This is a genomic window from Paenibacillus sp. SSG-1 (assembly GCF_002224835.1).
Taxonomy (GTDB): domain Bacteria; phylum Bacillota; class Bacilli; order Paenibacillales; family Paenibacillaceae; genus Paenibacillus_AQ; species Paenibacillus_AQ favisporus.
Map to the genome: position 1 here is coordinate 4792117 of NZ_MBRK01000001.1, position 26371 is coordinate 4818487.

Annotated in this window: 23 protein-coding genes; 3 read left to right on the forward strand and 20 right to left on the reverse strand. The window is 53.9% G+C overall.

The window, feature by feature from the left end; all coding sequences use genetic code 11:
• Positions 1–93: 93 nt before the first annotated feature.
• Positions 94–687, reverse strand: a complete 594-nt coding sequence (locus BCV73_RS22160; protein WP_089548554.1) for a nitroreductase family protein — start codon at positions 685–687, stop codon at positions 94–96.
• 236 nt (positions 688–923) lie between these two features.
• On the opposite strand from BCV73_RS22160, the gene BCV73_RS22165 reads away from it, so the two are divergent.
• The gene (locus BCV73_RS22165) at positions 924–2369 is read left to right on the forward strand and encodes an esterase-like activity of phytase family protein (protein WP_089548555.1); all 1446 of its coding nucleotides are present in this window, start codon (positions 924–926) and stop codon (positions 2367–2369) included.
• 106 nt (positions 2370–2475) lie between these two features.
• Here the strand turns inward: BCV73_RS22165 and BCV73_RS22170 are convergent, their stop codons facing one another.
• The 15 genes from BCV73_RS22170 to arfA all read right to left on the reverse strand — a co-directional run bounded on the left by BCV73_RS22170 (position 2476) and on the right by arfA (position 18716).
• On the reverse strand, positions 2476–4401 hold the full coding sequence (locus BCV73_RS22170; RefSeq protein ID WP_089548556.1) for a PAS domain S-box protein: 1926 nt from the start codon (positions 4399–4401) through the stop codon (positions 2476–2478).
• Positions 4402–4690: 289 nt separating this feature from the next.
• Entirely contained in the window at positions 4691–5215 is a 525-nt protein-coding gene (locus BCV73_RS22175) for a hypothetical protein (protein ID WP_089548557.1), read from the reverse strand.
• Positions 5215–6201 (reverse strand): Gfo/Idh/MocA family protein, encoded by a 987-nt coding sequence (locus BCV73_RS22180; RefSeq protein WP_089548558.1) that lies wholly within the window; start codon positions 6199–6201, stop codon positions 5215–5217. The genes BCV73_RS22175 and BCV73_RS22180 overlap by 1 nt, the downstream gene beginning before the upstream one ends.
• Positions 6202–6266: 65 nt before the next feature.
• Positions 6267–6848 (reverse strand): SLOG family protein, encoded by a 582-nt coding sequence (locus BCV73_RS22185; protein ID WP_076173566.1) that lies wholly within the window; start codon positions 6846–6848, stop codon positions 6267–6269.
• A gap of 373 nt (positions 6849–7221) precedes the next feature.
• Positions 7222–7854: an HlyD family secretion protein gene (locus BCV73_RS22190; protein WP_089548559.1), complete on the reverse strand. Its 633-nt coding sequence runs from the start codon at positions 7852–7854 to the stop codon at positions 7222–7224.
• A gap of 41 nt (positions 7855–7895) precedes the next feature.
• Positions 7896–9533 carry an MFS transporter gene (locus BCV73_RS22195; RefSeq protein WP_089548560.1) on the reverse strand — a complete coding sequence of 546 codons (1638 nt, stop codon included), beginning with the start codon at positions 9531–9533 and terminating at the stop codon, positions 7896–7898.
• 158 nt (positions 9534–9691) lie between these two features.
• On the reverse strand, positions 9692–10120 hold the full coding sequence (locus BCV73_RS22200) for a MarR family winged helix-turn-helix transcriptional regulator (RefSeq protein ID WP_240913402.1): 429 nt from the start codon (positions 10118–10120) through the stop codon (positions 9692–9694).
• Between the two features lie 382 nt (positions 10121–10502).
• Positions 10503–11465 carry a glycoside hydrolase family 43 protein gene (locus BCV73_RS22205; RefSeq protein ID WP_089548561.1) on the reverse strand — a complete coding sequence of 321 codons (963 nt, stop codon included), beginning with the start codon at positions 11463–11465 and terminating at the stop codon, positions 10503–10505.
• Positions 11466–11504: 39 nt separating this feature from the next.
• Positions 11505–11765 carry a DUF6171 family protein gene (locus tag BCV73_RS22210; protein WP_076173561.1) on the reverse strand — a complete coding sequence of 87 codons (261 nt, stop codon included), beginning with the start codon at positions 11763–11765 and terminating at the stop codon, positions 11505–11507.
• 60 nt (positions 11766–11825) lie between these two features.
• Complete coding sequence (locus tag BCV73_RS22215) at positions 11826–13310, reverse strand: alpha-N-arabinofuranosidase (protein ID WP_089548562.1); 1485 nt, start codon at positions 13308–13310, stop codon at positions 11826–11828.
• A gap of 249 nt (positions 13311–13559) precedes the next feature.
• Positions 13560–14405 carry a carbohydrate ABC transporter permease gene (locus BCV73_RS22220; RefSeq protein WP_089548563.1) on the reverse strand — a complete coding sequence of 282 codons (846 nt, stop codon included), beginning with the start codon at positions 14403–14405 and terminating at the stop codon, positions 13560–13562.
• Positions 14406–14456: 51 nt separating this feature from the next.
• Positions 14457–15332: a carbohydrate ABC transporter permease gene (locus BCV73_RS22225; RefSeq protein ID WP_089548564.1), complete on the reverse strand. Its 876-nt coding sequence runs from the start codon at positions 15330–15332 to the stop codon at positions 14457–14459.
• A gap of 180 nt (positions 15333–15512) precedes the next feature.
• Positions 15513–16727 carry an extracellular solute-binding protein gene (locus tag BCV73_RS22230; RefSeq protein WP_089550360.1) on the reverse strand — a complete coding sequence of 405 codons (1215 nt, stop codon included), beginning with the start codon at positions 16725–16727 and terminating at the stop codon, positions 15513–15515.
• Complete coding sequence (locus tag BCV73_RS35475) at positions 16621–17022, reverse strand: hypothetical protein (RefSeq protein ID WP_218828172.1); 402 nt, start codon at positions 17020–17022, stop codon at positions 16621–16623. The genes BCV73_RS22230 and BCV73_RS35475 overlap by 107 nt, the downstream gene beginning before the upstream one ends.
• 98 nt (positions 17023–17120) lie before the next feature.
• The gene (gene arfA, locus BCV73_RS22235; RefSeq protein WP_089548565.1) at positions 17121–18716 is read right to left on the reverse strand and encodes an arabinosylfuranosidase ArfA; all 1596 of its coding nucleotides are present in this window, start codon (positions 18714–18716) and stop codon (positions 17121–17123) included.
• A gap of 302 nt (positions 18717–19018) precedes the next feature.
• Between arfA and BCV73_RS22240 the strand changes: the two genes are divergently transcribed.
• Complete coding sequence (locus BCV73_RS22240; RefSeq protein WP_076173556.1) at positions 19019–19936, forward strand: ArsR/SmtB family transcription factor; 918 nt, start codon at positions 19019–19021, stop codon at positions 19934–19936.
• A gap of 105 nt (positions 19937–20041) precedes the next feature.
• Positions 20042–20515, forward strand: a complete 474-nt coding sequence (gene greA / locus BCV73_RS22245) for a transcription elongation factor GreA (protein ID WP_076173555.1) — start codon at positions 20042–20044, stop codon at positions 20513–20515.
• 341 nt (positions 20516–20856) lie between these two features.
• Here the strand turns inward: greA and BCV73_RS22250 are convergent, their stop codons facing one another.
• The 4 genes from BCV73_RS22250 to araA form a co-directional block, all read right to left on the reverse strand.
• Positions 20857–22548, reverse strand: coding sequence for a ribulokinase (locus BCV73_RS22250; protein WP_076173554.1), 1692 nt, complete (start codon positions 22546–22548; stop codon positions 20857–20859).
• A gap of 41 nt (positions 22549–22589) precedes the next feature.
• Positions 22590–23285: an L-ribulose-5-phosphate 4-epimerase gene (gene araD / locus BCV73_RS22255; protein ID WP_076173553.1), complete on the reverse strand. Its 696-nt coding sequence runs from the start codon at positions 23283–23285 to the stop codon at positions 22590–22592.
• Between the two features lie 82 nt (positions 23286–23367).
• Positions 23368–24468, reverse strand: a complete 1101-nt coding sequence (locus BCV73_RS22260) for a GntR family transcriptional regulator (RefSeq protein ID WP_179232156.1) — start codon at positions 24466–24468, stop codon at positions 23368–23370.
• A 125-nt stretch (positions 24469–24593) separates the two neighbouring features.
• Positions 24594–26084 carry an L-arabinose isomerase gene (gene araA / locus BCV73_RS22265; protein ID WP_089548567.1) on the reverse strand — a complete coding sequence of 497 codons (1491 nt, stop codon included), beginning with the start codon at positions 26082–26084 and terminating at the stop codon, positions 24594–24596.
• Positions 26085–26371 lie beyond the last annotated feature (287 nt).

Here is a 26371-nt window from a genome sequence, read left to right on the forward strand (position 1 = left end):
GACGGGTCATCTTCCCGTTTCACGAAAAAAAGCCCGCGCTTGCCGCGCAGGCTCTTCTTCCGCATAAGAGCAGACGGATTATTCAGCCACCCTCTATTTCTTTAATGCATCCGCCCGGTCCACCCAGACGGTCAAATCCTGGTAAGGCGTGCGTTTGCCTTGAGGCGCCTGTCCTTCAGCCGGAACGCCCAGATAAATAAAGCCGAGTACCTTGTCGTTCGGGCCAAGACCGAAATGCTCGTTCATCTTGGCGTGGTATGTCGGCTCGCCAGTTCTCCAGATCGCTCCGAGGCCCAGAGCATGGGCTTCCAGCAGCATATTCTGGATCGCCGCGAACACCGCTCCGTACTCCTCCAGTTCAATCACCTTGGGGTGATCCTTCGGCGTGACCGCCACCGCGATGACAACCGGAGCGCGCATCGGCTTCTGCCGGGCCGATTCCGCCGCCGCTTCGGCTTCCGGGGATCCCGGTCCGCCCGCCTGCTCTAAAGCGACTTCCGCCAATGCGTTGCCGAGCAATTCCCGTCCTTCCCCGCGAAGGACGAAGAAGCGCCATGGCTCGGTCATCCGGTGGTTCGGCGCCCAGGTGCCCGCCTCCAGGATTTGTTCAATGGAGGCGGCAGGCACTTCCTCCTGCGTCACTTTCCCGATGCTCCGTCTGGAGCGGATCGCTTCCGATACGTTCATATCTCATTCCCCACTCTCTTTAAGAATGCTTATTCAAGTCCTGTGTACTATTGTAGCAAAAAACGGACCGCGATTTCTAACCCGGCGATTCCCGGGCTTCTCCAAGCTGCGTGAAGACGGAGGTTTACCCCCTTTTACCCTGCGGTGACGTTCCGATAATGATGCGTTAACACTGCAAGCGTACACTGAAGCAGACAAGCTGTTTATACATATCCTTCGGGAAGGGGTTCATCACTATGACAAAAAAATGGTTCGTTTCCGCCCTCGCGGCCTTGTCCGTGGGGGGCACAGCCCTGCTTCAGAGCGCATCGGCAGCACCGGCCGATGTGAAGTATTCCGTTAATGGACAGTCGTTTACACCGTCCGTCCCTGCCGTTGAGCAGCAGGATCACCTGTATTTTCCGATCCGCGACCTCGGCAACCTGCTCGGCAAGTATGTCGACTGGGACGAAGTTCGCCAAACGGCTTCTTTTACGGACAAGCCCAAGCTGACCGGTAAATACACGTTGGATCATGCGGATCTGGCGGAGGGCATCAAATTTGGCATCGGCTCCTCGCTGGCACATATCCCGGGCGACCCGGATAACGTCTTCTATACGACGGCTGACCGCGGCCCGAACGGGGAAATCGACGTAAACGGCGAGACCCGCCGGACGTTCCCGCTGCCGAACTATACGCCGTCCATCTATAAAATACAGCTGGATCAAGGGAAAATCGCCGTCCTTGAGACCATTCCGCTCAAAATCAACGGAACAGATCCCGTGACGGGCAGCAGCAAGATTACAGGACTGCCGAACCTAAAATCCCGGGACGAGGTCCCTTATGAGACAACCGCCCAGAAAGTCATCTCTTACGATCCTTATGGACTTGATGTCGAAGGGCTTGCTTATAACCCGCAGGACGATACATTCTGGATCTCCGACGAGTACGGCCCTTACCTTGTACAGGTAAAACGCGACGGTACGCTGGTGCAGCGCCTGGCGCCCCAAGGGATCAGCTCCGAGCTGAACACGGCAGCGCTGCCGCTGAAGGATACGCTGCCTGCGGTTTATTTGGACCGCCGCCAGAACCGCGGTGCAGAAGCGGTCGGAATTACGCCGGACGGGAAGTGGATGTTTATGGCTATGCAGAGCCCGCTGCGGAATCCCGACAAGAGCGTCGATAATTCCCGGGCACTCCGCATTTTGAAGATCGACCTGGCCACTCTCAAGCCGGTGGCCGAATACGCCTATCTTACTGAAGACGCTGGCCAGTTCAAGGACCTGAAGCAATCCGATATCGTCATTTCTGATCTTAACGTCATCGATGAGAACACCCTGCTGATCGACGAACGCGACAAAAATGCCGGCGATGCCGCCCAGCTCAAACGGATTTATGCCATCAACCTGACCGATGCAACCAACATTCTCGGCAAGTATGACGAGGCGGGACCCAGCGGCAAAACGCTGGAGCAGATGAGCCCGGCCGAGCTTCGCCAAGCCGGCATTATGACGCCGCTCAAGCGGACCGTGCTCGATGCGGTGGAATTTAACTATCCGAACGAGAAAATCGAAGGCATCTCGCTCGTGAACGGACATACGCTGGTCATCGTGAACGACAATGACTTTGGCGTCACCAATCCCGATGCCAAGGAAAACGGTACGGACCTGTGGACCTTCGAGCTTCCCTACGATTTAAAATAAGGCGCAAATCCATAAAAGACCGGCCATGGAGACTTCCTCCGTGGCCGGTCTTTTTGGGTTCCGCGAAAACCCGTTTAGGAATTGGCGGTCAATCTTCGCCCTGCCGTTACCGCCGGCTGCCAACCTTTCGCTTGACCTGCTCCAATACAGCAAGAACAGGCTGGCTTTTGACGGGCTTGCTGATGTATTCGTCCATCCCTGCCCCGAGGCAAATATCCCGGTCCTCCTTCAGCGCGTTGGCCGTGACCGCCACGATCATCGGGCAGCTGTCCTTCGGCAGGGTCGCCCGAAGCTTGCGGGTCGTCTCCAGTCCGTTCATGCCAGGCATCTGGACGTCCATGAAGATGATGTCATACGTCGTGTTTTCGGCCGCCCGCAGCACATCGTGGCCGTTGGTGACGACGGTCACCGCATGGCCCTGCTTCTCCAGCATTTTGCGGAGCACGATCTGGTTGATCTCATTGTCCTCCGCAATCAGAATGTTGAGCGGATCGGTATCGGATGTTTCCTTTTGTTCGCAGCTATTGGCATGCTCAGGCTCCTGTCGATTCTTGAGAAGGACCGTAAACACAAAGGTCGTTCCGGGTCCTTCCTTTTTCTCTACCCATATATGGCCGCCCATGACGTTCACGAGCTTCTTGCTGATGGCCAGCCCCAGCCCGGTTCCTTCATAATTGCGGGTCATGAAATTGTCCACCTGGGAGAACGGTTCGAAGATCGCTTCCAGCTTGTTATCCGGAATGCCAATGCCCGTATCCGATACCTTGAATTCCAGATCAATCAGCTCGTCCTCCTCGAACACCTTCCGGACGTTGACCGTAATCCCTCCATGAAGCGTAAACTTCACCGCGTTGCCCACGAGGTTCATCAGAACCTGCTTGATCCGCTTGGGATCCCCGAAGAGCATCTCCGGAATGTCGTCCTCAACGGTAAAGGACATCTCCAGCTGTTTGGCGCTCGCCTTGGCGGACACCATATCGAACGTTTCCTGGATGCACTGCTTCAGATCGAACATATCCTCCTGCAGTTCCGTCATACCGGCTTCCACCTTGGAAAAATCCAGAATATCGTTGATGATGGCCAGCAGCGTTTCACCGCTCTTGCGGATAATTTCGATATATTCCTTCTGCTCATCGTCGAGGTCCGTCGTCGTCTCCAGCAAATCCGTCATTCCGATGACACCATTCATCGGCGTCCGGATCTCATGGCTCATCATCGCCAGAAATTCGCTTTTCGCTTTATTCGTACTTTCCGCCAGCTCCTTGGCCATAATGAGCTGCCGCTGCTCGGTGAAATCCTTGGCAATGATATAGAAGCCCACATTTTTGTTGTTGATGATGATGGGTGCCAGCGTCGTGATGACCTCCACCATGTGGCCGTCCTTATGCCGGAGCGTCTTGATATCCTGCTCTACGGTCGGGTTGTTCAGCGCTTCCTTCAACACCCGCTGCAGGTTCCGCTCCCCGATAAAGCGCGCAATGCTCCTGCCCGCCATCTCGCTGACCTTGCAGCCGGTCATCTGCTCGGCTCGGGTATTGGCATTCAAAATATTTCCATTTAAATCGAGTGAAATGATCGCGTCGTGGTTATATCTTTTTAGGGAGGTATACCGCTCGACGGTTTCCTGCAGCTTCTGCTCGGCAGCCTTCGTATGGGAAATATCGTTCAAAACGACTATGTAATGTTCGGGATTTCCCTCCGCGTCCGGCATAATAGAAATATGCACGGCCGCCCACACGGTTCTCTCATCTTTCCGGATGTAGCGGCCTTCGATTTCGACGGAAGTCTGCTCTGGATAATTTTGAATAAGCTTCTTCACCTGGCTCAAATTGGTTTCCAGATCTTCGCGGTAAATCAATCTTTCAAAACGCTGTTGCTGAAGTTCCTCCCAGGAATATCCCAGAATGCGGGTGAGCGCCGGGTTTGCTTGAACCCATTCTCCCCGGACGGTAATCACGGCAACACCAAAAGGAGCATTTTGGTACACATGCTGTAAATAAGAATACTCCTCTTCATTCTGTACTCTGTTCATTTTGCGCCTCCTGCCATGGTAGTACAGCCTGGTTTTTGTATTTTTCTCTCCATCGCGTTTATATCTTAAAGGAACTGTAGTCCGACCCCTGACAAACCAAAATAAGCATAAGCATGCTTATAAAGAGATATAAACAAAATTGACGATTTTGAAACCTCTTTGACGATCATTATGACAGAAATGTGGCGAAATTTATAGTTCCAACCTTTGCCGGAAGGCAATGCTATAGCGAACGTAATGATAAATCGGCAGAAAGAAAAAACCTGCAGATCTGCAGGCTTCCTTGCGTTTATTCGGATTTCAGCAGCGCGGTCAGTTCGTCAAGGGTCCGGACGACATGCTCCAGCAGCCCCGGCAGATCCTCCATCTGTTCCTCGCCGATTTTCCGGGCAAACCGGATTTCCGCCGTATTCGACAAGCGTTTTGTCTCATCGCCATAGCGCCAGCTGAGCGTCTGGGATACCGACTGCTTCGGCCACCGCTGTTCCAGCAGGCTCTGGATGACAGCACATGCCTCGCCCTGCGGACCGACTTCCATATAAAAGCGGATTCGGATCGTGCACCCTGGCTGTGCCTCCTTCTGCTCCAGCAGCTCCGCGGCCAAATCGGCCAGCGAGGCGGCAAGGCCGATCTCTGCGGTCACCGCTTCGTTCCCGCTGCGCACGAACCGAATGGCAAATTCCCTCGACATGACCGACATTTCCATCCGGTCGTCGCGGCCGGTGACGCGAACCGCACCGTCCAGGTTGTCCAGGTCGTAGACCAGGTTCTCCACCGCCACCTTCAGGTTGTCGAAAATGCTCGGATCGAACATCACCATACGTCTGCCGCATATTTGAGACCGATCTGGCGTCTCGCATCCTCCATAATTTCCGCGACGATGAGGGAGCTCTCCAAAGAATTGATCTTGCTGTCGCGTTTGCCGCGTTCGATCAGCCGGATAAACTCGTCCAGCTCATAGTACATCGATTCATGGGTCTGCAGCTGCGTGAGGTCCTCGACCGTGCCGTCCCTGTACTGGATTTTCACTTCATAAGGCTGGTTGATCCGGTCGATGACCATCGTTCCGTTCTCACCCTGAATCTCGGCAGGCAGGAAGGAGTCGGATATTTTCGAATACATGATGACCGCGTCCATCTCCGGATAGCGCAGCACCATGCTGCCTTCCCCATCCACGCCTGATGACAACATGATACCTGTCGCCTTCACGTATTCAGGCCGGCCAAAGAGCGAAACCATCGGATAGATGCAGTATATGCCCAAGTCCATGAGTGAACCGTTGGAAAACTCGGGATTGAAGGCGTTGAGCACCGTCCCCTCCTTAAAGGCGTCATAGCGCGAGGAATATTGACAGTAGCTGGCAAAATACCGCCGGATCTGGCCGATTTTGTACAGGTTGTCCTTCATGATTCTAAAATTCGGCATCAGCGTGGACTTCATCGCTTCCATGAGCAGCACGTCATTGCTGCGGGCCGCCTCGATCATCCGCTTCAGTTCCAAGCTGTTCGAAGCCATCGGCTTCTCGCACAGCACATGCTTGCCGTGGTTCATGCACAGGATCGCCTGGTCCGCGTGAAAAGAGTTCGGGCTGGCGATGTAGACCGCGTCTACAACCCCGTCCGACAGCATTGCCTCGAGATCCGTGAACACCCGCGGAGATCCGTGCTCTGCGGCAAAAGCCTCTCCCTTTTCCAGGGTCCGGGAATATACTGCGGCAAGCTGAAACTGGTCATTCTCCGCGGCAGCCTGCAGAAACCGCTCCGTAATCCAGTTGGTTCCGATTACCCCGAATCGTATCATCTTCTCGCTTCCTCTCCTAACTTGTCAGTTCTGTCTTTGTGAATACTCACGATGACTATATTGTCTCATTCCCCAAAGAAGCTGTCCACTTCGGAATCCATGTCATGAGCGGCCTCGCCCACCATGGACTGAATATCTTCAGAGCTGATGTTAATATACTCATAGCCCTCTTCCTGCTGCTTCTTCAAGGCTCTCTCCTTATAAAATTTGCCGGTGCCCTCGCCTGCATCCTCGTCATATACGAGCACGATGCCGTCCGTCTTCCGGAACAGCAGATCATCCCTGGCTGCAAACTGCCACGGGCCGCTGTAGGGCTGGTTGCTGACGACGCCGTAATAGTCGATCTCTCTGAGAATTTGCCGGTAATACTCCTGCTTGTCTTCCTTCCACTTCTCTTCCGGGCTGGCAAAGGCCGAAATGATCGAGCATTTGAGCTCTGGATACTGCTCTTTCAGCGCAATAGCCGCCTCGATGCCCCACAGGTCCACGCCGTACTGCCCCGGGGTGATAACCCACTCCAGTCCCTCTTCAAGGAGCGGAATCAGCTTGGCCGTAATCGCCTGCTTAATATACGGAATGCCCGGATGCTTCTGCCCAAAGATGTTCAGCTCATGCGCCCGGTATCCGGTGACCAGACAATTTTTCATACCATCAACACCTTAACTTAGTTGGAATGCCTCTTCCTCAACAGATAATCCGCGAGTAATTCATTCCTTCTATCATACCTTGTTTTGCCTTACGGCTTCCACCGCAAATTCAGATTGTGCTCGGTGCCGCTCTTTCCAGCATGGAGATGATAGCGGCGAAATCAAGGCTACAGGGAGTGGTCCAAAACGCCGAAAGATTGCCAAAAGGGCACCAGCCGCCAATCCATCGTGGCGGGGAGGTACCCCTTTACAGAAATATATATAAGTTAAACCGTAGGTTCAAAAAAATCAAGAAATCCGAAAACAAGAGCGATCGCAGGGACATTTTACGTACTTGCCCCATCATCCATTTCAATGTTTCAACTTATATAGATTACAAAGAAATTTTCACTTCGGCGTTCATGCCGGGAAGCACTTTATCCGAAGGCTGGTTGATCGAAATTTTGACAGGCACCTTCTGGGTGACCTTGGTGTAGCTGCCGGTTGAGCTTTGCTGCGGAAGCACCGAGAATACCGAGGTCGTTGCATAGCCGATTTCGTCGACCGTTCCGCTGAACGTTTTGCCCGAATCTCCGTCCACGTTAATATCGACGCTTTGGCCGACCTTCAGGTCTTTCAGGTCCTTCTCCTTAATATTGGCGATGATGTACATATGATCCAAGTCGGCTTCCTGTGCGAGCACCTGTCCCGCCTGAACCAGCTCGTTCTTCCGCGCATCGCTCTTGATGATTTTACCGTTCATCCGGGTGCTGACCGGTACGGCCTTCGTTCCGTCGGATACGGTGCCTACGACGTCCTTGTCCGTCACGTTCGATCCGGTCTTGACATGCCAGTCGGTCAGCACACCGCTGTAAGTGGATACGACGGGCATCATGTCCGCGGACACGACCGCGTCGCTTGTTTTGATGTAGTTTTCATTTTGGTAATAAACATAGGCGCCGGCTGCGATCAGTACAAACACGACCAGCACGCCCACAACATTTCCGATGATTAAACGAATGTTCATCTTGCCTGTTCTCCTCCATATCGTTCTATTCTGAATTTATCTTAAGAATGGGATTCCGCTGTTACTCTTTCCTTTGGACCCGGCAGAGCAAGCGGCTTTTTCGGCTTTTGCACCAGCGAAAGGCCTTTGCCTGTCACGATTTTTCCGATCGACGCCAGCAATATAATGACTGCGAGAACCAGCATCATCGTAAACAAGTGGTGGTACGCTCCTAGGATGGCCGCCCGCTTCGTATTAGCAATCAGCTCATAGGAAGCCGTGCTCTGCGCCTGGGCCGCTGTCATTCCGGATCCCATCAGCTTCCGGGTCATCTGTGCCAGCTCCAGCTTCGTTTCGGCATCGAACTCGCCCAGATGGGAACGGATCTGCTCGTAATTCACGGTGTTCTGTCGGCTCAAATACCAGCCCAGCAGCGGAGACAGCACCGCGCCGACGATATTTCGCATCGTATGCAGCGTCGTGGAGCGCATGGAGGCTTTGTGAATATCCCCCGCGAGGGCCGTGCCGAGCGCTCCGCTGACCAGAGCCATACTGACGCCTCCGCCAAGGCAGGCGGCCTGGAAGTAAAGCTTAGGCAGCGTTACCGTAGGCACCAGGTTCCGCCAGCTGAGGCAGACATAAATAATGGCCAGCGATCCGATAAAACCCAGGACGCCGGCGCCGAGCCGGTCGTACAGCAGGGTTTTCAAAATAGCCGTGATCAGAATGCCGACGAAGAACCACAGGAAAAAATGGGACAAATAACTTGGCGACAAGCTGACGTTATTTTTCAAAAAGCCGGTGATTCCCGCAATCGCAAAGATGAGCACCGCATGGGACGCGATCGCCATGATCGTGCCCGAAATCGGCTTGGGCGCCTTCAGCGTACGGAAAGGTACGAGCGGCGTCTTGGCCCTGAGGTCGACGATGACGAACAGAACCGCCAATATGACGGCGACGGCCAAAAACGGCCACACCTCATACGAAGTGAACCCCTTTTGCATTAAATTGCACAGCGGAATCACCAGCGAAATCATGGTCAATACAAACAAAAACACTCCCGTTTTATCCAATGGCTCGTGCTCGCCGTGATGCTCCTCCGACTTCGGGAGGCCGTAATAGCCAACGGCCAGACAGAGGACGGCGGAGACGACGTTCAGCACGTACAGCCAGCGCCAGGCGTCCAGGCTGAGGGAGACGGCTCCGAAATAGGCTCCGACGGCACTTGCCCCAAACAGGCCCGTAATGACCATAAACAGAAATGTATTGCGGATCTTGTTCGGAAATGAACGGAGGCTCACCGGCAAAATCGCCAGAAACAGCGTACCGGCGCTGAGGCCCTGAATCACCTTCCCGATCGTCAAGGCGGCCACATCGGTGGACACGGCGTTAATCAACGAGCCGCACAAAAAAATAAACACCATCGTCAGATAGTGCGCCTTGAGGCCGAATCTGCGGGCCAGCACCGGTCCAAATGGTACTCCGAGCGCGAAAGCCAGGTTCGACAGCGTGGACGGCAGCTGCAGATCATTCGAGCTCATATCCAGCCCGTTCTGAATGATCACTTGGTTGATGGTATAAGCCAGATTGCTGAAGTATTGGGGCCCGATCGCAAAAATCGTCAGCAGCGATATGATCAAATACTGCGGAACGGCCACCCTTTCTTTCTCCGACATCGGAGTGCTAATGAGTTGACTCATCCGGATTCCTCCTTTCGTCTTGTATATGATTACGTCCGTATGCAGAACAACTTGTAAATAGCAAGTTGTATTATACAACATATGCGGATCAGCTGGCAACGGGATTTTCGCAGGCAGCGAGAAAAAGCTATTGGATAAATCCACAGCTTTTTCCTGATCTACTTATGCCGTTGTTTCAAATCCCGGTTAAGCCGGGTCAGGCTGTCCTCCAAGTGCTGCAGCCCATCACCGTTCCATTCCTTGAGGATGTCCGCGTACGCATCATGTCTGGCTTTCTGGACTTTGTGGAGAATATCCAGCCCGCCGGGTGTAATCTCAATGAGGCTGATTCGGCCATTGTTCGTGTCCGGATACCGCTTGACGTAATCTTTGGATTCCAGCACCGCGATTTGCCTGCTGGCCGTGGACAGGTTCAGCAGCAGATGCTCTGCCAGCACGTTGATCGCCAGCGGGCCCGCGTGCTCCAGCTCGCTGAGCAGGAGATATTCCGACCGGTCCAGGTTCCCGAATCTGGGGCTGAGCGCCGTCGTCAGCCGGACCAGCAGGGCGATCTGGTACTCGATCATATCCAGTCGATCTTTGTTCAACTTCCTCCCCCTCTTCTCTCGCTAAACCGCTCTCATAAATATATCATACCACTGCGCGAAGGGACTTTGCATCCGGAGGGGCTGGGTAAATAGAAAGAACGTCAATCGAGTACATTCATCATGTTACTAAGTTAAAAAGTCGAGATGGATGATAGTGCAAGTACGTAAAATGTCCCTACGATCACTCTTGTTTTCGGATTTCTTGATTTTATAGGTACCCACATAAGGTAGAAATCCGAAAGCCAAATGTGAACGCTTCGCTTCTTCGGAATCATTTTTCTCCCTTGCTTGCATCGTTTTCGTTAGTTCAACTTAAAAACTTAAAGGAGTCTGCAGCCAAGCTGCAGACTCCTCAAGATCTTATTTGACGTACAATTACAAATTACCGTTCTCCGTCCTTCACCGGCACCCCGAAATTCGGCGTCCCGTCCTCACTCCAGCCGAACACCTGCATCCGCGTATGCCGGTTCGGATCGTACAGCGGATCGCCGATAATTTCTTTATAATTCCGGGCATGATAAACAATGACGTCTTCCCCGTCCTCGGATACCGTGAAGCTGTTATGTCCCGGCCCATACTGCCCGTTCTCCTCGTTGGTGGCGAATACCGGTTCCGGCGACTTCACCCAGGAGGCCGGATCGAGCAGATCCGCCGATTCGTCGGCATACAGCAGGCCCATGCAGTAATTGTGGTCGGTGGCGCTGGCCGAATAGCTGATGAAGATGCGTCCGTTCCGCTTCAGTACGGCTGCCCCTTCGTTGACTTTAAAGCCGATCACTTCCCACGGATACTCCGGGGTCGAGATCATAACCTGTTTGCCCTGCAGCGTCCAAGGATTGCTCATTTCCGAAATGTACAGATTTGAATTGCCCTCGATGTCCGGGTCTTTCTGGGCCCAAACATAGTACAGCACTCCGTTATGCTCAAAGGTGGTCGCGTCCAGCGCAAAGGACTCCCACTGGGTGCGGATCTTTCCCTTCTCTGTCCAGGTTCCTTCCAGCGGATTAGCCGAGTCGTTCTCCAGGACGTACATCCGGTGGTCGAACAATCCGTCATTCGTCTCGGTCGTCCGCGCCGCCGCAAAGTAGATGTACCATTTTCCCTGAATAAAATGAATCTCCGGCGCCCAGATGTTCGCGCTCAGCGGTCCGGTCTCGTATTTGCGCCATGCCACAACGGGTTCGGCTTCACCCAAACCCTGCAAGGTCTTGGAACGGCGGATTTCGATCCGGTCGTACTCCGGCACAGAAGCCGTGAAATAATAATAACCATCCGTATGCTTGTAAACCCATGGATCGGCGCGCTGCTCCACGACCGGGTTGTTGTAAGTTTCGTTTCTCTCCATATCAGGCTCTCCTTTATGTCTTATGTCTTCATGCCAAAATCAATTCCATTTCGGGGCAAAAGGATAAGGACAAGCGGATTCCAGCAGCCGGGTCTTCACCTCAACGAGACAGCCGCAGTATTGGCAGGTCGTTCCGTATTGAAGCCCCGGACACTGTTCGCACTGCCCGATCCGCCGGCGGTATACCTCTTCGGATGCCGTCTCCCTGCCGCGGGTCGCGATCTCTACGAGCCGCTGCAGTTTTTCCGGCGATACCTGGACGCTCTCGCTGCACCCTTTGCAGCCTTCCTGACGATCCATGACAATTCACCCTCCCTATTTGCTGTAAATGTAATGGCACTGCACGCAGCCAACCTTCGATTAATGAATGGCCAGCGTAACGACGGACATCGGCGGCAGCTTCACGCTCAAACGACCGCCCTCAACATTGGCGCCGTCAAACGATTTTGGTGCCACGGCGTCCGGCTGCTCGAACGTATTGTGCGCGTTCATCCGGTCGGCCGTCAGAATCGTGCCGGAAGCCTGCACGCTTTCGGCAGCAAAGCCGCGAAGATCCAGGCTGATTTCGGCTTCGCCGGCATGGTCGATATTGACCAGGCTGACATGCACCTTGCCTTCGGCATCCTTGGAAGCCGACACGGTTACCTGCGGCAGCGCCTCTCCACCCATTTCATAGCTTCCGACCGCAGACTCGACGGCCAGCACCTCGGCATCCTGATGGACCTTGAACATATCGAACACATGATACGTTGGCGTCAGGATCATCTTCTCGCCTTCGGTCAAAATCATTGCCTGAAGGACGTTCACCGTCTGGGCGATGTTCGTCATCTGGACACGGTCCGCATGGTTGTGGAAAATGTTGAAATGCACGCCGGCCACCAGCGCGTCGCGGATCGAGTTCTGCTGGTACAAAAATCCCGGATTTGTGCCCGGCTCCACGTCAAACCAGGTGCCCCACTCGTCGATGATCATGCCGACGCGCTTCTCCGGATCGTATTTGTCCATGATCGTGCTGTGCTTTGTGATCAGTTCGTCCATATGCAGCGCCTTCTTCATGGTGATAAACCATTCGGCTTCTTCAAAATCGAGCGCCGAGCCTTTGCCCAACCAGAAGTCCCCCGGAATCGTATAGTAGTGCAGGCTCAGACCGTCCATCAGCCAGCCGGCGTTTTTCATCAGCACTTCCGTCCAGTTATAATCGTCCACATTGGCGCCGCCGGCGATTTTGTAAATCTTATTGTCGCCGTAATTGCGCACGTACGTCTGGAAACGGCGGTACAGATCAGCGTAGTATTCGGGACGCATGTTGCCTCCGCAGCCCCAGTTTTCGTTGCCGACGCCAAAATACTTCAGCTTCCACGGCTGCTCTCTGCCGTTCTCCTTGCGCCAGTTGGCCATCGGCGATTCGCCGCCAAACGTCATGTACTCCACCCACTCGGACATCTCCTGAACTGTGCCGCTGCCGACGTTGCCGCAAATGTACGGCTCGCATTCCAGCAGCTCGCAGAGCAGCAAAAATTCATGGGTGCCGAAATGGTTGTTTTCGACGACTCCGCCCCAGTGCGTATTGACCATCCGTTTACGGCCTTCCCTTGGGCCGACGCCGTCCTTCCAGTGGTACTCGTCGGCAAAGCAGCCGCCCGGCCAGCGCAGAACCGGCACCTTGATGTTCTTGAGGGCCGCCAGCACGTCGTTGCGGATTCCCTTCGTATTCGGAATCGGCGAATCCTCGCCGACCCAAATCCCTTCGTAAATGCAGCGGCCCAGATGCTCCGCAAAATGGCCGTATATATTTTTATTGATTTTTCCTTTGGAAATATCCGTATTGACGATCACGTTATGCATTACTGAATCCTCCCATAAGATGCTAGATAGGTTGAACCAAAGAATACGATGCAAGCAAGGGAGTTAAATGATTCCGAAGAAGCGAAGCGTTCATATTTGGCTTTCGGATTTCTCCCTTTCACGGGTTCAATCCAATCAAGAAATCCGAAAACAAGAGTTGATCGCAGGAACATTTTACGTACTTGCCCTAAGCATCCATTTTAATTTTCAACTTATATAGATCTTCTTTATTTTGATAAAAACTAGCTATTATCCTTTAATGCCAGAGTTCAAATTGATCGACTGAATAAAATATTTCTGGGCGAACGCGAACAGAAGCAGCGTCGGAATGATCGCCAGCATCGCCGAGCCCATCAGCTGCCCGATCATGCGGTAGTTGCCGTAAATATCCTGAAGCAGCAGCAAGCCCGCTGTAATCGGCATTTTATCCACGTCCGTATATACGATAACCGGCCACAGGAAGTCGTTCCACGATCCGACGAAGGAAAACAGGCCGCACACGATCAGCACCGGCTTGATGAGCGGCAGGATGATCGAAAAATAAATGCGGAAATCCCCTGCGCCGTCCACACGCGCCGATTCATCCAGCTCGCCCGGAATACCTTTCATAAACTGCCGGACCAGAAAAATGTTGCCCATCCCTGCGAGACCGGGGATGATCATGGCCCAAGAGGTGTTCACCCAGCCGAAGGCGTCGATGATTTTATAGGAAGGGATGATGTTGACGACGCCCGGAAAAAACGAAATGCCCAGCAGCGTGAAGAACAGCGTGTCTCTCCCTTTGAAGTTCATGCGGGAATACCCGTAACCCGTAAGCGAAATAATGACGATGACGAGCAGGGTGTGCGATACCGCGATAAAGACGGAATTGAACAGCCAGCGTAAAATCGGCGCCGTGGACGTATTCTCCAGAATGGCGACGTAATTCTCAAATATCCATTCCTTCGGAAACAGCCGAAAGCCCGAGGACACGACCTCGGTCTGCGAACGGAAGGAAGTCGTAATTCCGAACACGACCGGAATCACCCAAATGACGCAAAGCACGATCAAGAACAGGTAAGCGATATATTTGGAGATACTTACTTTTTTGGACATTTTGATTAACCCTACCTCTCGTATCCTAAATCCAGCCTCTGCCTAAGCGGCCTACCTCGTATTTCGATTCATGACATAGTACTGCAGCGCCGAAATGACCAGAATGACCAAACCGAGCAGTACGGCCATCGCCGACGCCATGCCGGCAATCGATTCCCCTTGGCCGAAGGCCAGCTGGCGGATGTACATCATCAGGACGTGCGTGCTCTGTCTCGGTCCCCCATCGGTCATCATTAACGGCTGGCCGAACACGTTGAACGCGCCTGCCGTCGTCATGACGAACGTATAGATCAGCGGGAAATTGATGGATGGCAGGGTAATGCTGAAAAATCTGCGCACGGATCCGGCTCCGTCGATTTCCGCCGCCTCGTACAATTCCTTGGAGACGCCGGCAATGGACGCGCGGTAAATGATCATGTTGCCGCCAACGCCGCCCCATACCGTGATGACGAAAATAATGATCCACGCATAAGGCTGCGTCGCCGCCCAGGCCACCTGCGAATGGAATACGTTGCCGGTAATGCCCAGCTGTTTATTGAAAATAAGCAGCCAGATCAGAGCAGCCGCGGAAATGGAAATCAAGCCGGGAATATAGATGATCGACTGAATGACACCTTTCAGCTTGACCTGCTTGTGCTCGAGCGCGACGGCGACCAGCAAAGGAATGACGATGAGCAGCGGAACGCTGATCACGACGAACAGCAGTGTATTTTTCAGGCCGTTGAAAAATTGGGTGTGGAAGGTCGAGCTGCTGTCGAACAAAATCGTTTTATAGTTGGCCAGGCCGATCCATTCCGGATCGTTCATCAGGTTCCACTGCGTAAACGAAGCATAGATTCCGTAAATCGTCGGGATCAGAATAAAGATCAGAAACAGAATCAGATGAGGGCCGACAAAGAAAAACGGTGCAAATAATTTCTTATTCATAGCCTTGTAATTTCTCCTTTTGGAGAAATAATGCACCAGACGCTTTCGGTCCGGCACACTATTTCCTTCGTTCTATATAGATTGAACTAAAGTTAGTGCATGGAACCTCCTGTTAAAACGGCCCTCATACGGCCTATAACATTCATTTCTTTAGCTCATTCTATCTGCTTAGCAAAAGGCCTACTTGGTCGCCTGTTTACTGCTGCTCTCTGCGATCTTATCCTCGACGAACTTCTGCATCGTCTGCAGCGTTTCGTCTAAGTCCACATTGCCCCGGACGATATCGGCACAGTACGTATCCACGGCTTCGGCTACGTACGGATAGTATTCGTAAGTGTAGATGTACAGCGATTTGGTCTCCTGCTCATTCGAGGTGAAGAAGGACTGCATGAACTGCTTGTACTCCGGACTTTCGTTCACCTGCTTACTTGCGACGATTTGTCCGGCTTTCGCCCATTCCAGGGAGTGCTCGCGCACGAATTCCAGGAAGGCGCCGATGCCCGCTTCCTTCTCGTCCAAGCGCTTGTCGTTCTTGAACATCGTGAACAAGTGGGAGGAAGCGCGGTTCGTGAACTTGTCCGCCGTCGGCGAGTACACGTTGGTTACGCCGAAATTCAGACCGTCGACCTTGGCATGGGCCGTCGAGCTCCAGGTTCCGTCTGTCGAGAACAGCACTTTGCCGGACTGGAACATCAAGTAGCCGTCTTCGCCGAACGGTGTCATGAGGCCGGCGTCGGCGATCTTTTTCACATTTTCAAAAGCCTGCTTCATCACCGGCGTATTGACGGCCGGCTTGCCGTTGTCCTGGATGTCTCCGCCCAGGTCCTGAACCTGTGCCAGAATGACCCAGCCCAGCAGCGCATCGTTGACGACATATTCGTCCGAAGCCAGCTTGCCTTTCAGGGACAGCATTTCGTCGATGGTCACGACATTGTCGTCGAGAATGGATTCCGCGTTATACTTTTTCAGCAAATCTTTGTTGTAGTACATGACGTTGCTGTGAATGTCGAGCGGAACCGTATATTGGGTGCCGTCGATGCTGCCTGTGGACCAGGCTTGCGGCAGGTAATTCGCTTCCTTGATTTCCGGCTGCCCCTTGATCGCGCTTTCGATCGGTTCCAGCACGCCCTGCTTCGCGAAGCCGGGAACGCGGTCGGCATGGATAATGGCCAGGTCCGGAACGCCTTTGCCCGAGTTCAGCACGGTCGAAAGCTTGGTGTACATATCGGAAGTGATGACGTGCTTCACTTTGATGTCGGGATTCGTCGCGTTGTATTCTTTAACGATCTCATCCATATATGCTCCGTCGTCGCCCGTCAGCGGCGTCCAGAACGTAATCGTCTTCTCGCTGCTGCTTCCGCATGCCGACAACAGCATGCTTGCCGCAAATATCATCAATAATGAAATAACAAAGCTCTTCTTCAAAACTTCCGCCCCCTAAATGGAATACTATATCTCGTATTTTTTTATTGTTCAGCGTACTTCTTTTGATTTGAAAAACTTGAAAGCTTGCAATTTCACACGAGCCCTTTTCACTTGTACGTACATGTTGATGTACATCAAGTCCATGTTGGATAGATGCCGCCATCGCTCCTGCGGGGCGTTTTGTCCCACAAAAAACATCTGCCGTTCCTCTTGGCACGATCTTTCCTTTGCCAAACGTCAAAGAGGAATCGGCAGATGCAGTCATGCGAGTCTATGATGTTATGGGTTACGTCCATGCCAATGGATTATGAAGCTGGTATGCCGGAACTCGCCTGCCAGTCAGGCAGCAAGGACCTGCCCTAATTAAGCCTTTTTCAGCCGGATCACGTTCCAGGATGCCTTGGACAGGCGGGTGCTCACAAACCCGTCCTTCAATGCCGCACTGCCTCGCGAATGCGGTTTAACGTTCTCTTCGGCCGCGGTATTGACCGCTTTCAAATCGTCGTTCTCCAGAACGATATGCTCAGCAATCTGGTAGCCTTCAAAGCCTCTGACGTCGCATTCCACGTCAAGCGCCTCCTCCAAATGGCGATTCAGCGCAAAAATGGTCAGCTCTTCTTCCTCTTCGTTATATACGACCGCCGTCTCCAAATAAGGCACATCGGTGTAATCCTGGGCGTCATATTTCGGCGAATCCACGATCGGTTGCAGGGATACCCCGCGTCCGTAACGTGAAGCGTGCAGGTATGGATAGAAAATCGTCTGCTTCCAGGAGCGCCCTCCGGTCTCGGTCATGATCGGCGCGATCACGTTGACCAGCTGCGCAAGGCAGGCCATCTTCACCCGGTCGGCATGCTTCAGGAAGGTGATTAGCATCCCGCCGACCAGCAGCGCATCTTCAAAGTTGTAAACATCCTCCAGCTGTGGCGGACCGACGGTCCAGGGATCGATCTTCGTATCCGCATCGTTTGAATGGTACCAGACGTTCCACTCGTCGAAGCTCAGGTACATCGTCTTCTTGCTCCGCTTCTTCGCCTTCACGTAGTCGCAGGTGGAAATGACGGTGCGGATAAAATGGTCCATGTCCATCGTGCGCGCCAGGAAGTTTGCCGAATCGCCGTCCCGGTTGCCGTAGTACTGGTGCAGGGATACGAAGTCGGCTACGTCATATGTATGATCCAGTGTAATGGCTTCCCATTCCGGGAATGTCGGCATTCCCGTGCTGGAGCTGCCGCATGATACCAGCTCGATATCGGGGTCCACCAGCTTCATGGCCTTGCCGGTCTCATAAGCCAGGCGTCCGTACTCCTGCGGCGTCTTCTGGCCAATCTGCCAAGGTCCGTCCATTTCGTTGCCGAGGCACCAGGTCTTGACCTTATGGGGCTGATCATAGCCGTGGCTGCGCCGCAGATCGCTCCAGTAGCTTCCGCTTGGATGGTTACAGTACTCGAGCAGGTTCCTTGCCGCATCCACGCCCCGCGTTCCCAGGTTGACCGCCATCATGACCTCGGAGCCGATCTCCTTGGCCCATGCCATGAACTCGTTCGTCCCGACTTCGTTCGGCTCGATTGTCCGCCAAGCCAGCTCCAGTCTTCTTGGACGCGACTCGCGCGGACCGACGCCATCTTCCCAATTGTAGCCGGACACAAAATTACCCCCGGGATAACGGATAATGGGCACGCCCAGTTCCTGAACCAGCTGCTTTACGTCCTCCCGGAAACCGAGGCTGTCCGTCTCGGGATGGGACGGGTCATATATGCCGCCGTATACGGCGCGGCCTAAATGCTCAATAAACGAGCCGTAGATGCGCTTATCCACATCGGCGATCCGAAACGCCTTGTCCACGACCACCCTGGCCTTATTTGCTGCTGATGCCACTGATATCACCTTCCATTTTAGAAAATAATAAAATAATTTGAGATAAATTGAATGAATCCGTTTACAAGTATAAAATAACATACATGAAGTATGCTGTAAATAAATAAATGTAAATCTATTTATATTTTTTTAAACCAAAATGAAATTTCTGTGTCCGGCGCTATGTATAAACTCTAAGAAACCTTATAAAATCAAGGGGAATGCTAGTTTGTTTTACTTTAAAAATACCTAAAGTCCCCTCTGTGTTTTGTAGAATATGCTATGACTATTTCGTATATATCTACAAAAAAGGAATGCATGCTTTCATTAACGATTTAGTTAGTTTATAATTATTTAAAATAAAAGAACACCACCTCTACAATCGGAAGAAGGTATTCAATTCCATGATCTATATTAAAAATCTGATGAGCGGGATCGACATTTTCAAGGCCCTCAGCTCGGAAATCCGGATTCAAATTCTCGAACTGCTCGCGAAAAACCAGGCGCTGAACCTGAACGACTTGGCCACCCGGCTGAACCTCAGCAACGGTGCGATTACTATGCACATCAAAAAGCTGGAGGAAAGCGGTCTGATTGAAATCAATACCAGCGTCGGCAAACACGGCATTCAGAAGATCTGTTACTTGAATAAGGACAAACTGATGGTCGACCTGCGCAGCAGGGACGTCGAAAACCTGTATGAAGTTGAAATTCAAGTCGGCCACTACAGCAACTATCAGGCGGTTCCTACCTGCGGTTTGGCCACCAAGGACAGCATCGTCGGCGACTTTGACGACCCGCGTTATTTTGCGGATCCGCAGCGGATCGACGCCGAGATCATTTGGCTGGCGGAAGGGTTTCTGGAATACCGGATTCCGAATTATTTAAAGCCGAACCAGACGTTCCGCGAAATCCAGTTTTCCATGGAGCTCAGCTCGGAAGCACCGGGATATAACGATAACTACCCGTCGGACATTTATTTTCACTTAAACGGGATCGAAATCGGTTCCTGGACCAGCCCGGGGGACTTCGGGGATGCCCGCGGCACGTTTAACCCGGATTGGTGGCCGCCGCATCTGAACCAATACGGCATGCTGAAGCTGATCCGCATCAACAACGATGGCAGTTTCATCGACGGCTGCCGGATTTCCGACGTGACGCTGGACCAAATTCAGCTGGATTACAAGAGCGAGCTTACCTTCCGCCTCTCGGTCACCGAGCAGTCGGTCAACAAGCGCGGCTTGACCATCTACGGCAAAAACTTCGGCAACTACAGCCAGGATCTGCTCGCCCGCGTCCTGTATGATGTTAAGGAAGACTAATACTCGACTGATACTTTACCGTCTCTTCAATTTACGCGCTAACGCCGAATGTTTCGCATGAAATATGGATATCGTGTAAAATGTAATGAAGAGGAGTTGTGAACTATGTCCAATGACGAAATTATTTTGACCCCCGAAGGCCTTGCCCAACTGGAGGCTGAGCTTGAGGAATTGAAGACCGTCAAGCGCAAAGAGCTGGCCGCACGCATCAAGCTGGCGATCAGCTACGGCGACTTGAAGGAGAACAGCGAATATCACTCCGCCAAAGATGACCAAGCTTTTATGGAGACCCGCATTTTGCAGCTGGAGAAAATGCTGACCAAAGCCCGCATTGCCGATAAGGCAGACTCATCTGCTGTCAGTGTCGGCTCGTTCGTGAAGCTGCACGATATCGAGTTCAAAGAAGATCTCGAGTACCGCGTGGTTGGTCCGGCGGAAGCCGACGTCTACCAGAACAAAATCTCGTATGAAAGCCCGCTGGGCAAAGAGCTGATCGGTAAAACGGTCGGGGACGTCGTGACCGTCGATGCACCGATGGGACTGATCAAATACGAGGTGCTGGAAATCCGTTCTTCCTAAAGACGGCTGCAGTTACTTAATAGGCCATACGTCTAAACAAGGACCGTTCCTGAATACAGGACGGTCCTTTGTTATGAGATCAGAAAGAAAGTATAGGTTTCGGAGCCTCTGCTTCCGGATCTCGCAAGAAAAACTTCCGCTAAATGCGGTCTGCCTTCTGTGAAGATACGTCGATAGGCGTTTTTGTTAAGAGATCAGAAAGTATAGGTTTCGGAGCCTCCGCTTCCGGATCTCGCAAGAAAAACTTCCGCTAAATGCGGTCTGCCTTCCGTGAAGATACGTCGATAGGCGTTTTTGTTATGAGATCAGAAAGAAAGTATAAGTTTATGTTTCGGAGCCTATTACCGGACGGGCTTCAGCTCCGCTTCCGTGGACAGCTTGATCTTCTTCAGCCGCTTCATCACATCATTCTCGCCGCGGCCAAAGTAATCGTGCAGCAGGTTGTATTCCTGATACAGCTTCTCGTATACTTCAACGTTCTCCGGAATCGGCTTGAACGTCTCCTCCTTAACGCGCGCCATTTGCTGCGCCGCAGTCACGACATCGTCGTAGCCGCCGGCTTCCTTGCCTGCAGCCACCGCGGCGAAAATCGCAGCCCCGAGCGCCGGCGTCTGCTTGGAATCCGCCACGAAAATTTCGCGTTTGGTCACGTCGGCGTAAATCTGCATCAGCAGGCGATTTTTCTGCGGCAGGCCCCCGCAGGCGTAGAGCGCATCCACATCGACACCGCTCTCCTGGAACGCGTCGACGATTTTCCGGGTGCCGAAGGCGGTCGCTTCAAGCAGGGCACGGTATACTTCCTGCGGCTTCGTCAGCAGCGTCATGCCAAGGATCATCCCCGTCAGGTCGGTATCGACCAGAACGGATCGGTTGCCGTTCCACCAGTCGAGGGCGAGCAGGCCCGATTGGCCCGGTTTGTAGGCGGAGGCTTCCCTTTCCAGCCATTGGTGAACACTCAGCCCTTCCTTCGACGCAGCTTCCTTCACATAGGCAGGCAAGGACTCTTCCACGTACCACTCAAAAATATCCCCGACCGCTGACTGCCCGGCTTCGTATCCGAAGAGCCCCGGAATGATGCCGTCCTCCACGACGCCGCACATGCCTTCGACTTCTTTTTCTTCCGTGCCGAGCACCATATGGCAGATCGACGTGCCCATGGCCATGACGAGCTTGCCCGGCGTCACGACGCCGACCGCCGGCACGGCCGCATGAGCGTCCACGTTGCCTGCCGCCACCGCAATGCCCGGCTTAAGGCCCATCATCTCCGCCATGGACGGCTGCAGTCCTCCGGCATTGCTTCCAAGCGGAATGACCTCGCCGCGCAGCTTCGTATCGGTCAGATGCTCCAGGCGCGGATCGAGCGCTTTGAAGTATTCCTTGGATGGATAGCCGTCACGCTTATGCCAAATGGCCTTATAGCCCGCCGTACAGCTGTTGCGGACAATGTTGCCCGTCATCTGCGAGATGACCCAGTCCGTCGCTTCCAGAAACATGTTCGTCTTCTCATAGATGTCCGGCGCCTCGTCCAGGATTTGCCAAATTTTGGCGATCATCCACTCGGACGAAATTTTGCCGCCGTACCGGGCCAGAAACGCTTCGCCGCGCTCCTCGGCGATGCGGTTGATCTTGTCGGCTTCCGGCTGCGCCGCGTGGTGCTTCCACAGCTTCACCCAGCTGTGCGGCTGGTCCGCCAGCTCGGCCTGGAAGCACAGAGGCTCGCCGGCCTCGTCGACCGGCAGCATCGTACAGGCCGTAAAATCGATGCCGATGCCGATGATGTCCTCGGGATTGACGCCCGATTCACGAACGACGGCCGGCACGGAAGTTCTCAGCACCTCCAGGTAATCGTCCGGATGCTGCAGCGCCCAATCATATTCCAGCTTGATGCCCGATCCAGGGAGACGCTCGTCAATGACATGGTGCGGATACGGCGTTACATGGTCGGCGATTTCATGGCCGTTCGATAAATCCACCAGTACAGCACGTCCGGACTGGGTCCCATAATCCACTCCGATGGTATACTTTTTCCCCATTTTGGATTCCTCCGCATTTCAAATTTATAAGTGCTGCTATATCACTTCTGCCCGTAGTAGGCGTTAACTCCATGCTTCCGCAAAAAGTGGCGGTCCAGCAGGCTTTGGTCCATCGGCGGCGTCTCCGGGTTCAGCTGAAGCATCCGGGCCGTAATCTTGGCCACTTCCTCGAGCACCACCGCATTGTGCACCGCATTATGCGCATCCTTGCCCCAGACGAACGGGGCATGCGCATGCACGAGAATCCCCGGCACCTCCAGCGGGTCCAATCCCAGCTCGTGAAAACGTTCCACGATGACGTTGCCGGTCTCCAGCTCGTAAGCGCCTTCAATCTCCACCTTCGTCATCGGTCGGGTGACCGGAATCTCACCGTAGAAATAGTCGGCATGCGTCGTCCCGCAAGCAGGCAGCGCCCGCCCGGCCTGGGCCCAGCTCGTGCCCCACGGGGAGTGGGTATGCACCACGCCGCCGATTTCCGGGAAGGAGCGGTACAGCACCATATGCGTCGGCGTATCGGACGACGGGCGCAAATCCCCTTCAACCACCCGGCCTTCCAGGTCAACGACGACCATGTCCTCCGCCTTCAATTCTTCGTAAGGCACCCCGCTCGGCTTGATGACGAACAGCCCGCTCTCGCGGTCGATGCCGCTGACATTTCCCCAGGTAAACGTGACGAGCCCGTGTTTGGGCAGGTCCAAATTCGCTTCCAGCACCTGCTGTTTCAGTGCTTCCAGCATTGCAGACACTTCCTCTCCCACTATAGTTGTACGTACAAGTTGTATGATGAAAGTCCGCATAACCGGACTTTCATCTGCCTTTTTACACGTTAACGTTCAGGTTTACAACCGAGTCCCGCTCCACCAGCTCGGGTTCGTACAGGGTATCTCCGGGAGCCAATCCCTCTTCGATCATCGCGATCAGCTGGCTGGCCGCATCCCGGCCCATGGCCGTCTTGGGATGGGTCAGCGTCGTCAGCTTCGTTCCGGAAGCCGAGGCCAGCATCGAGTCGTCGAAGCCGACGAACGACACGTCCTCCGGCACTCGAAGTCCGAACTGCAGCGCGGCCCCCATCAGGCTGACCGCCAGTTCGTCGTTGTAGCAGACGAATGCGGTCGGCCGTTCCTCCTCCGCTCCGCTCAGAAGCTGCAGCGCCTGCCGGAACGGCAGGTCGTTCTTCTGCTCGGTCGTATACGTGACGACCCGCTTGGGAGCTACGGCGACGCCGCGCGCTTTGTGGGCGGCCAAAAAGCCCTTCAACCGGTTAACGCCCTGCAGGTCGTCCCGCTTGAAGAATCCGGCGATCCGGGTATGCCCGTTCGCCAGCAGATGGTCGGCTGCCTTGTAGCCGCCCAGCTCATCATCGACCCGAAGCAGCGGGCACTCGAGCTCCCGGTACTTCTCGTTGATCATCAGGTAAGGAATGCCCTTCTCCTGCAGCTCCAAATAATAGCCAAGGTTCGGGTTGCCCTCCGCGCTCTTCGTCGGTTCGATGATCAGTCCGCTGAGCGGCTGGCTGGTCATCAGCTTCAGGCTCTCCATTTCCTTGTCCTTGTTATTGTCGGTGCTGGACAGCAGCAGCCGGTAGCCTCTGCTCCGCAGCTCGGCTTCCGCACCCCGTACGATATGCGGGAAGATGTAATCCGATATATAAGTCGTCATAATGCCGATCGTCTTGACCAGCTCGCTCTCGCGACGTCCCGGAAACCGGGCAAAGGTGCCTTTGCCCTGGATCCGTTCAAGCCAGCCTTCCTTCTCCAGCTCGCTGTATGTCTGGCGCACCGTCTGGCGGCTCAGGCCGAACTGTTCGGCAATTTCATTTTCGGAAGGAACCTGCTGCCCGGGCTTCAGCTTGCCCGATTCAAACCAGGACAGCAGCTCGTTCTTCAGTAGAATATATTTGGGAATCCGTCTGTTATTCATCATTCACCTCAGCGGCATGCTCTGTATTTCGGCCTTGCGGGCTGGATCTGCCGATTCATCCCGGAAGGCTTCGTTCTCTTTGAGTATTGTAACACAAGGCCGGGTGAACACAGACATCGGTCCGGTTATCTCAAGCGGTAAGCTGCCTCGCTCCAGCGGAGCTCGTTCTTCAGGCGCTGCACGGACGTATCTTTATCGATGACCACGGCTTCGATGCCGGCCATTTCGGCGAAGTCCGTCAGGTTCTCGGCCGTCATGGCGTAAGACAGCACCGTGTGATGCGCGCCGCCGGCCAGGATCCAGGCTTCGGCCGATTCGCGGAGCGACGGTTGCGGCTTCCACAGCACGCGAGCTACCGGAAGCTTCGGCATCGGCTTGTCGACCTTCACGCCGTCCACGACGTTCACCAGAAGGCGGAAGCGGTGTCCAAGGTCGACGAGGGAAGCGTTGACCGCCGGACCGTCCTGGCCGTCGAACACGATGCGGGCCGGATCCTCTTTGCCGCCGATGCCGAGCGGATGCACTTCAATCGTCGGCTTCGTTGCCGCGATCGTCGGACATACCTCAAGCATGTGCGCTCCGAGAATCATATGGTTGCCCGGCTCGAAATGGTACGTGTAATCCTCCATGAACGACGTGCTCTTGTTATTGGCAAGAACCTTTAGAACGCGGGTCAGTGCAGCCGTCTTCCAGTCGCCTTCGCCGCCGAAGCCGTATCCGGATTCCATCAGCCGCTGCACGGCAAGACCCGGAAGCTGCCGGAGTCCGTGAAGGTCTTCGAACGTCGTCGTGAAGGCCCCGAATCCGCCTTCCTCCAGGAAGCGGCGCATGGCGATTTCGATCCGCGCCTGGTAGGCGATCGCGTCGCGCACCGGACCGGCGGACAAGCCTGCCTGCGTAATGCTGTATTGTTCTGCATACTCTTTCAGGAGCGACTCAACTTCGCTGTCCTGAACTTCGTTCAGAACCTGGACCAAATCACCGACGCCGTAGCCGTTGACCGACCAGCCGAATTGAATTTGCGCTTCAACCTTATCGCCTTCCGTAACGGCTACTTCGCGCATGTTGTCGCCAAAGCGCGCTACCTTCAGGCTGCGGCTCTCCGCGAAGGCTGCCGCCGTACGCATCCACCCGCCGATACTGCGGCGCACGTCTCCGTCTTCCCAGTGGCCGACGACCACTTTGCGGGCGATGCCCAGTCTGGCTCCGATATGGCCGTACTCGCGGTCGCCATGGGCAGCCTGGTTAAGGTTCATAAAATCCATGTCGATCGTTTCCCATGGGATGTCGCGGTTAAACTGTGTATGCAGGTGAAGCAGCGGCTTCTGGAGCTGCGTCAGGCCGCGGATCCACATTTTCGCCGGAGAGAACGTATGCATCCACGTAATAATGCCGGCACAGGATTCGTCGCTGTTCGCCTCAACGATCAGCTGGTAAATCTCGTCGGACGTCTTCACGATCGGTTTAAAAACGACCGGATACGGAATCGCAGCGGTATCCTGTCCGAGCTGCTCCGCGATGATCCGGGAATGATCGGCTACCTGTTCCAGCGTTTCGGGTCCGTATAAGTGCTGGCTGCCGGTTACAAACCAAAATGAATGCGGTTTCAATTTCATGATTATAGCCTCCCATGTTTCGGTTTCGTCCACTTGCTGTGCGTAAACTGATATTTTTACTTGTACATACTTATATATAGTAATACACAATTTATCAGAACATGTACGTACAAGTTGTATGGGTACATTGTATCCCCGCCATGTGAAAAAGGCAAGAACAATTTTGCCTGATCTGTGCTGTTGACTTGGTAGGAAAAAAGGAGCATAATCGGTTTGAAAATAAGTTAGTGAGTACTTACTTTTTAATTCCATTTGCTGCTGGGATATCTCTTGCCGGCCGGCAGGAT

Excerpts from the sequence above, each read along its gene's own strand:
- BCV73_RS22160 (WP_089548554.1), bottom strand. The coding sequence starts at position 687 with ATGAACGTATCGGAAGCGATCCGCTCCAGACGGAGCATCGGGAAAGTG.
- BCV73_RS22165 (WP_089548555.1), top strand. The coding sequence starts at position 924 with ATGACAAAAAAATGGTTCGTTTCCGCCCTCGCGGCCTTGTCCGTGGGG.
- BCV73_RS22170 (WP_089548556.1), bottom strand. The coding sequence starts at position 4,401 with ATGAACAGAGTACAGAATGAAGAGGAGTATTCTTATTTACAGCATGTG.
- BCV73_RS22175 (WP_089548557.1), bottom strand. The coding sequence starts at position 5,215 with ATGTTCGATCCGAGCATTTTCGACAACCTGAAGGTGGCGGTGGAGAAC.
- BCV73_RS22180 (WP_089548558.1), bottom strand. The coding sequence starts at position 6,201 with ATGATACGATTCGGGGTAATCGGAACCAACTGGATTACGGAGCGGTTT.
- BCV73_RS22185 (WP_076173566.1), bottom strand. The coding sequence starts at position 6,848 with ATGAAAAATTGTCTGGTCACCGGATACCGGGCGCATGAGCTGAACATC.
- BCV73_RS22190 (WP_089548559.1), bottom strand. The coding sequence starts at position 7,854 with ATGAACATTCGTTTAATCATCGGAAATGTTGTGGGCGTGCTGGTCGTG.
- BCV73_RS22195 (WP_089548560.1), bottom strand. The coding sequence starts at position 9,533 with ATGAGTCAACTCATTAGCACTCCGATGTCGGAGAAAGAAAGGGTGGCC.
- BCV73_RS22205 (WP_089548561.1), bottom strand. The coding sequence starts at position 11,465 with ATGGAGAGAAACGAAACTTACAACAACCCGGTCGTGGAGCAGCGCGCC.
- BCV73_RS22210 (WP_076173561.1), bottom strand. The coding sequence starts at position 11,765 with ATGGATCGTCAGGAAGGCTGCAAAGGGTGCAGCGAGAGCGTCCAGGTA.
- BCV73_RS22215 (WP_089548562.1), bottom strand. The coding sequence starts at position 13,310 with ATGCATAACGTGATCGTCAATACGGATATTTCCAAAGGAAAAATCAAT.
- BCV73_RS22220 (WP_089548563.1), bottom strand. The coding sequence starts at position 14,405 with ATGTCCAAAAAAGTAAGTATCTCCAAATATATCGCTTACCTGTTCTTG.
- BCV73_RS22225 (WP_089548564.1), bottom strand. The coding sequence starts at position 15,332 with ATGAATAAGAAATTATTTGCACCGTTTTTCTTTGTCGGCCCTCATCTG.
- BCV73_RS22230 (WP_089550360.1), bottom strand. The coding sequence starts at position 16,727 with ATGATATTTGCGGCAAGCATGCTGTTGTCGGCATGCGGAAGCAGCAGC.
- BCV73_RS35475 (WP_218828172.1), bottom strand. The coding sequence starts at position 17,022 with ATGACTGCATCTGCCGATTCCTCTTTGACGTTTGGCAAAGGAAAGATC.
- arfA (WP_089548565.1), bottom strand. The coding sequence starts at position 18,716 with ATGTTATTTTATACTTGTAAACGGATTCATTCAATTTATCTCAAATTA.
- BCV73_RS22240 (WP_076173556.1), top strand. The coding sequence starts at position 19,019 with ATGATCTATATTAAAAATCTGATGAGCGGGATCGACATTTTCAAGGCC.
- greA (WP_076173555.1), top strand. The coding sequence starts at position 20,042 with ATGTCCAATGACGAAATTATTTTGACCCCCGAAGGCCTTGCCCAACTG.
- BCV73_RS22250 (WP_076173554.1), bottom strand. The coding sequence starts at position 22,548 with ATGGGGAAAAAGTATACCATCGGAGTGGATTATGGGACCCAGTCCGGA.
- araD (WP_076173553.1), bottom strand. The coding sequence starts at position 23,285 with ATGCTGGAAGCACTGAAACAGCAGGTGCTGGAAGCGAATTTGGACCTG.
- BCV73_RS22260 (WP_179232156.1), bottom strand. The coding sequence starts at position 24,468 with ATGAATAACAGACGGATTCCCAAATATATTCTACTGAAGAACGAGCTG.
- araA (WP_089548567.1), bottom strand. The coding sequence starts at position 26,084 with ATGAAATTGAAACCGCATTCATTTTGGTTTGTAACCGGCAGCCAGCAC.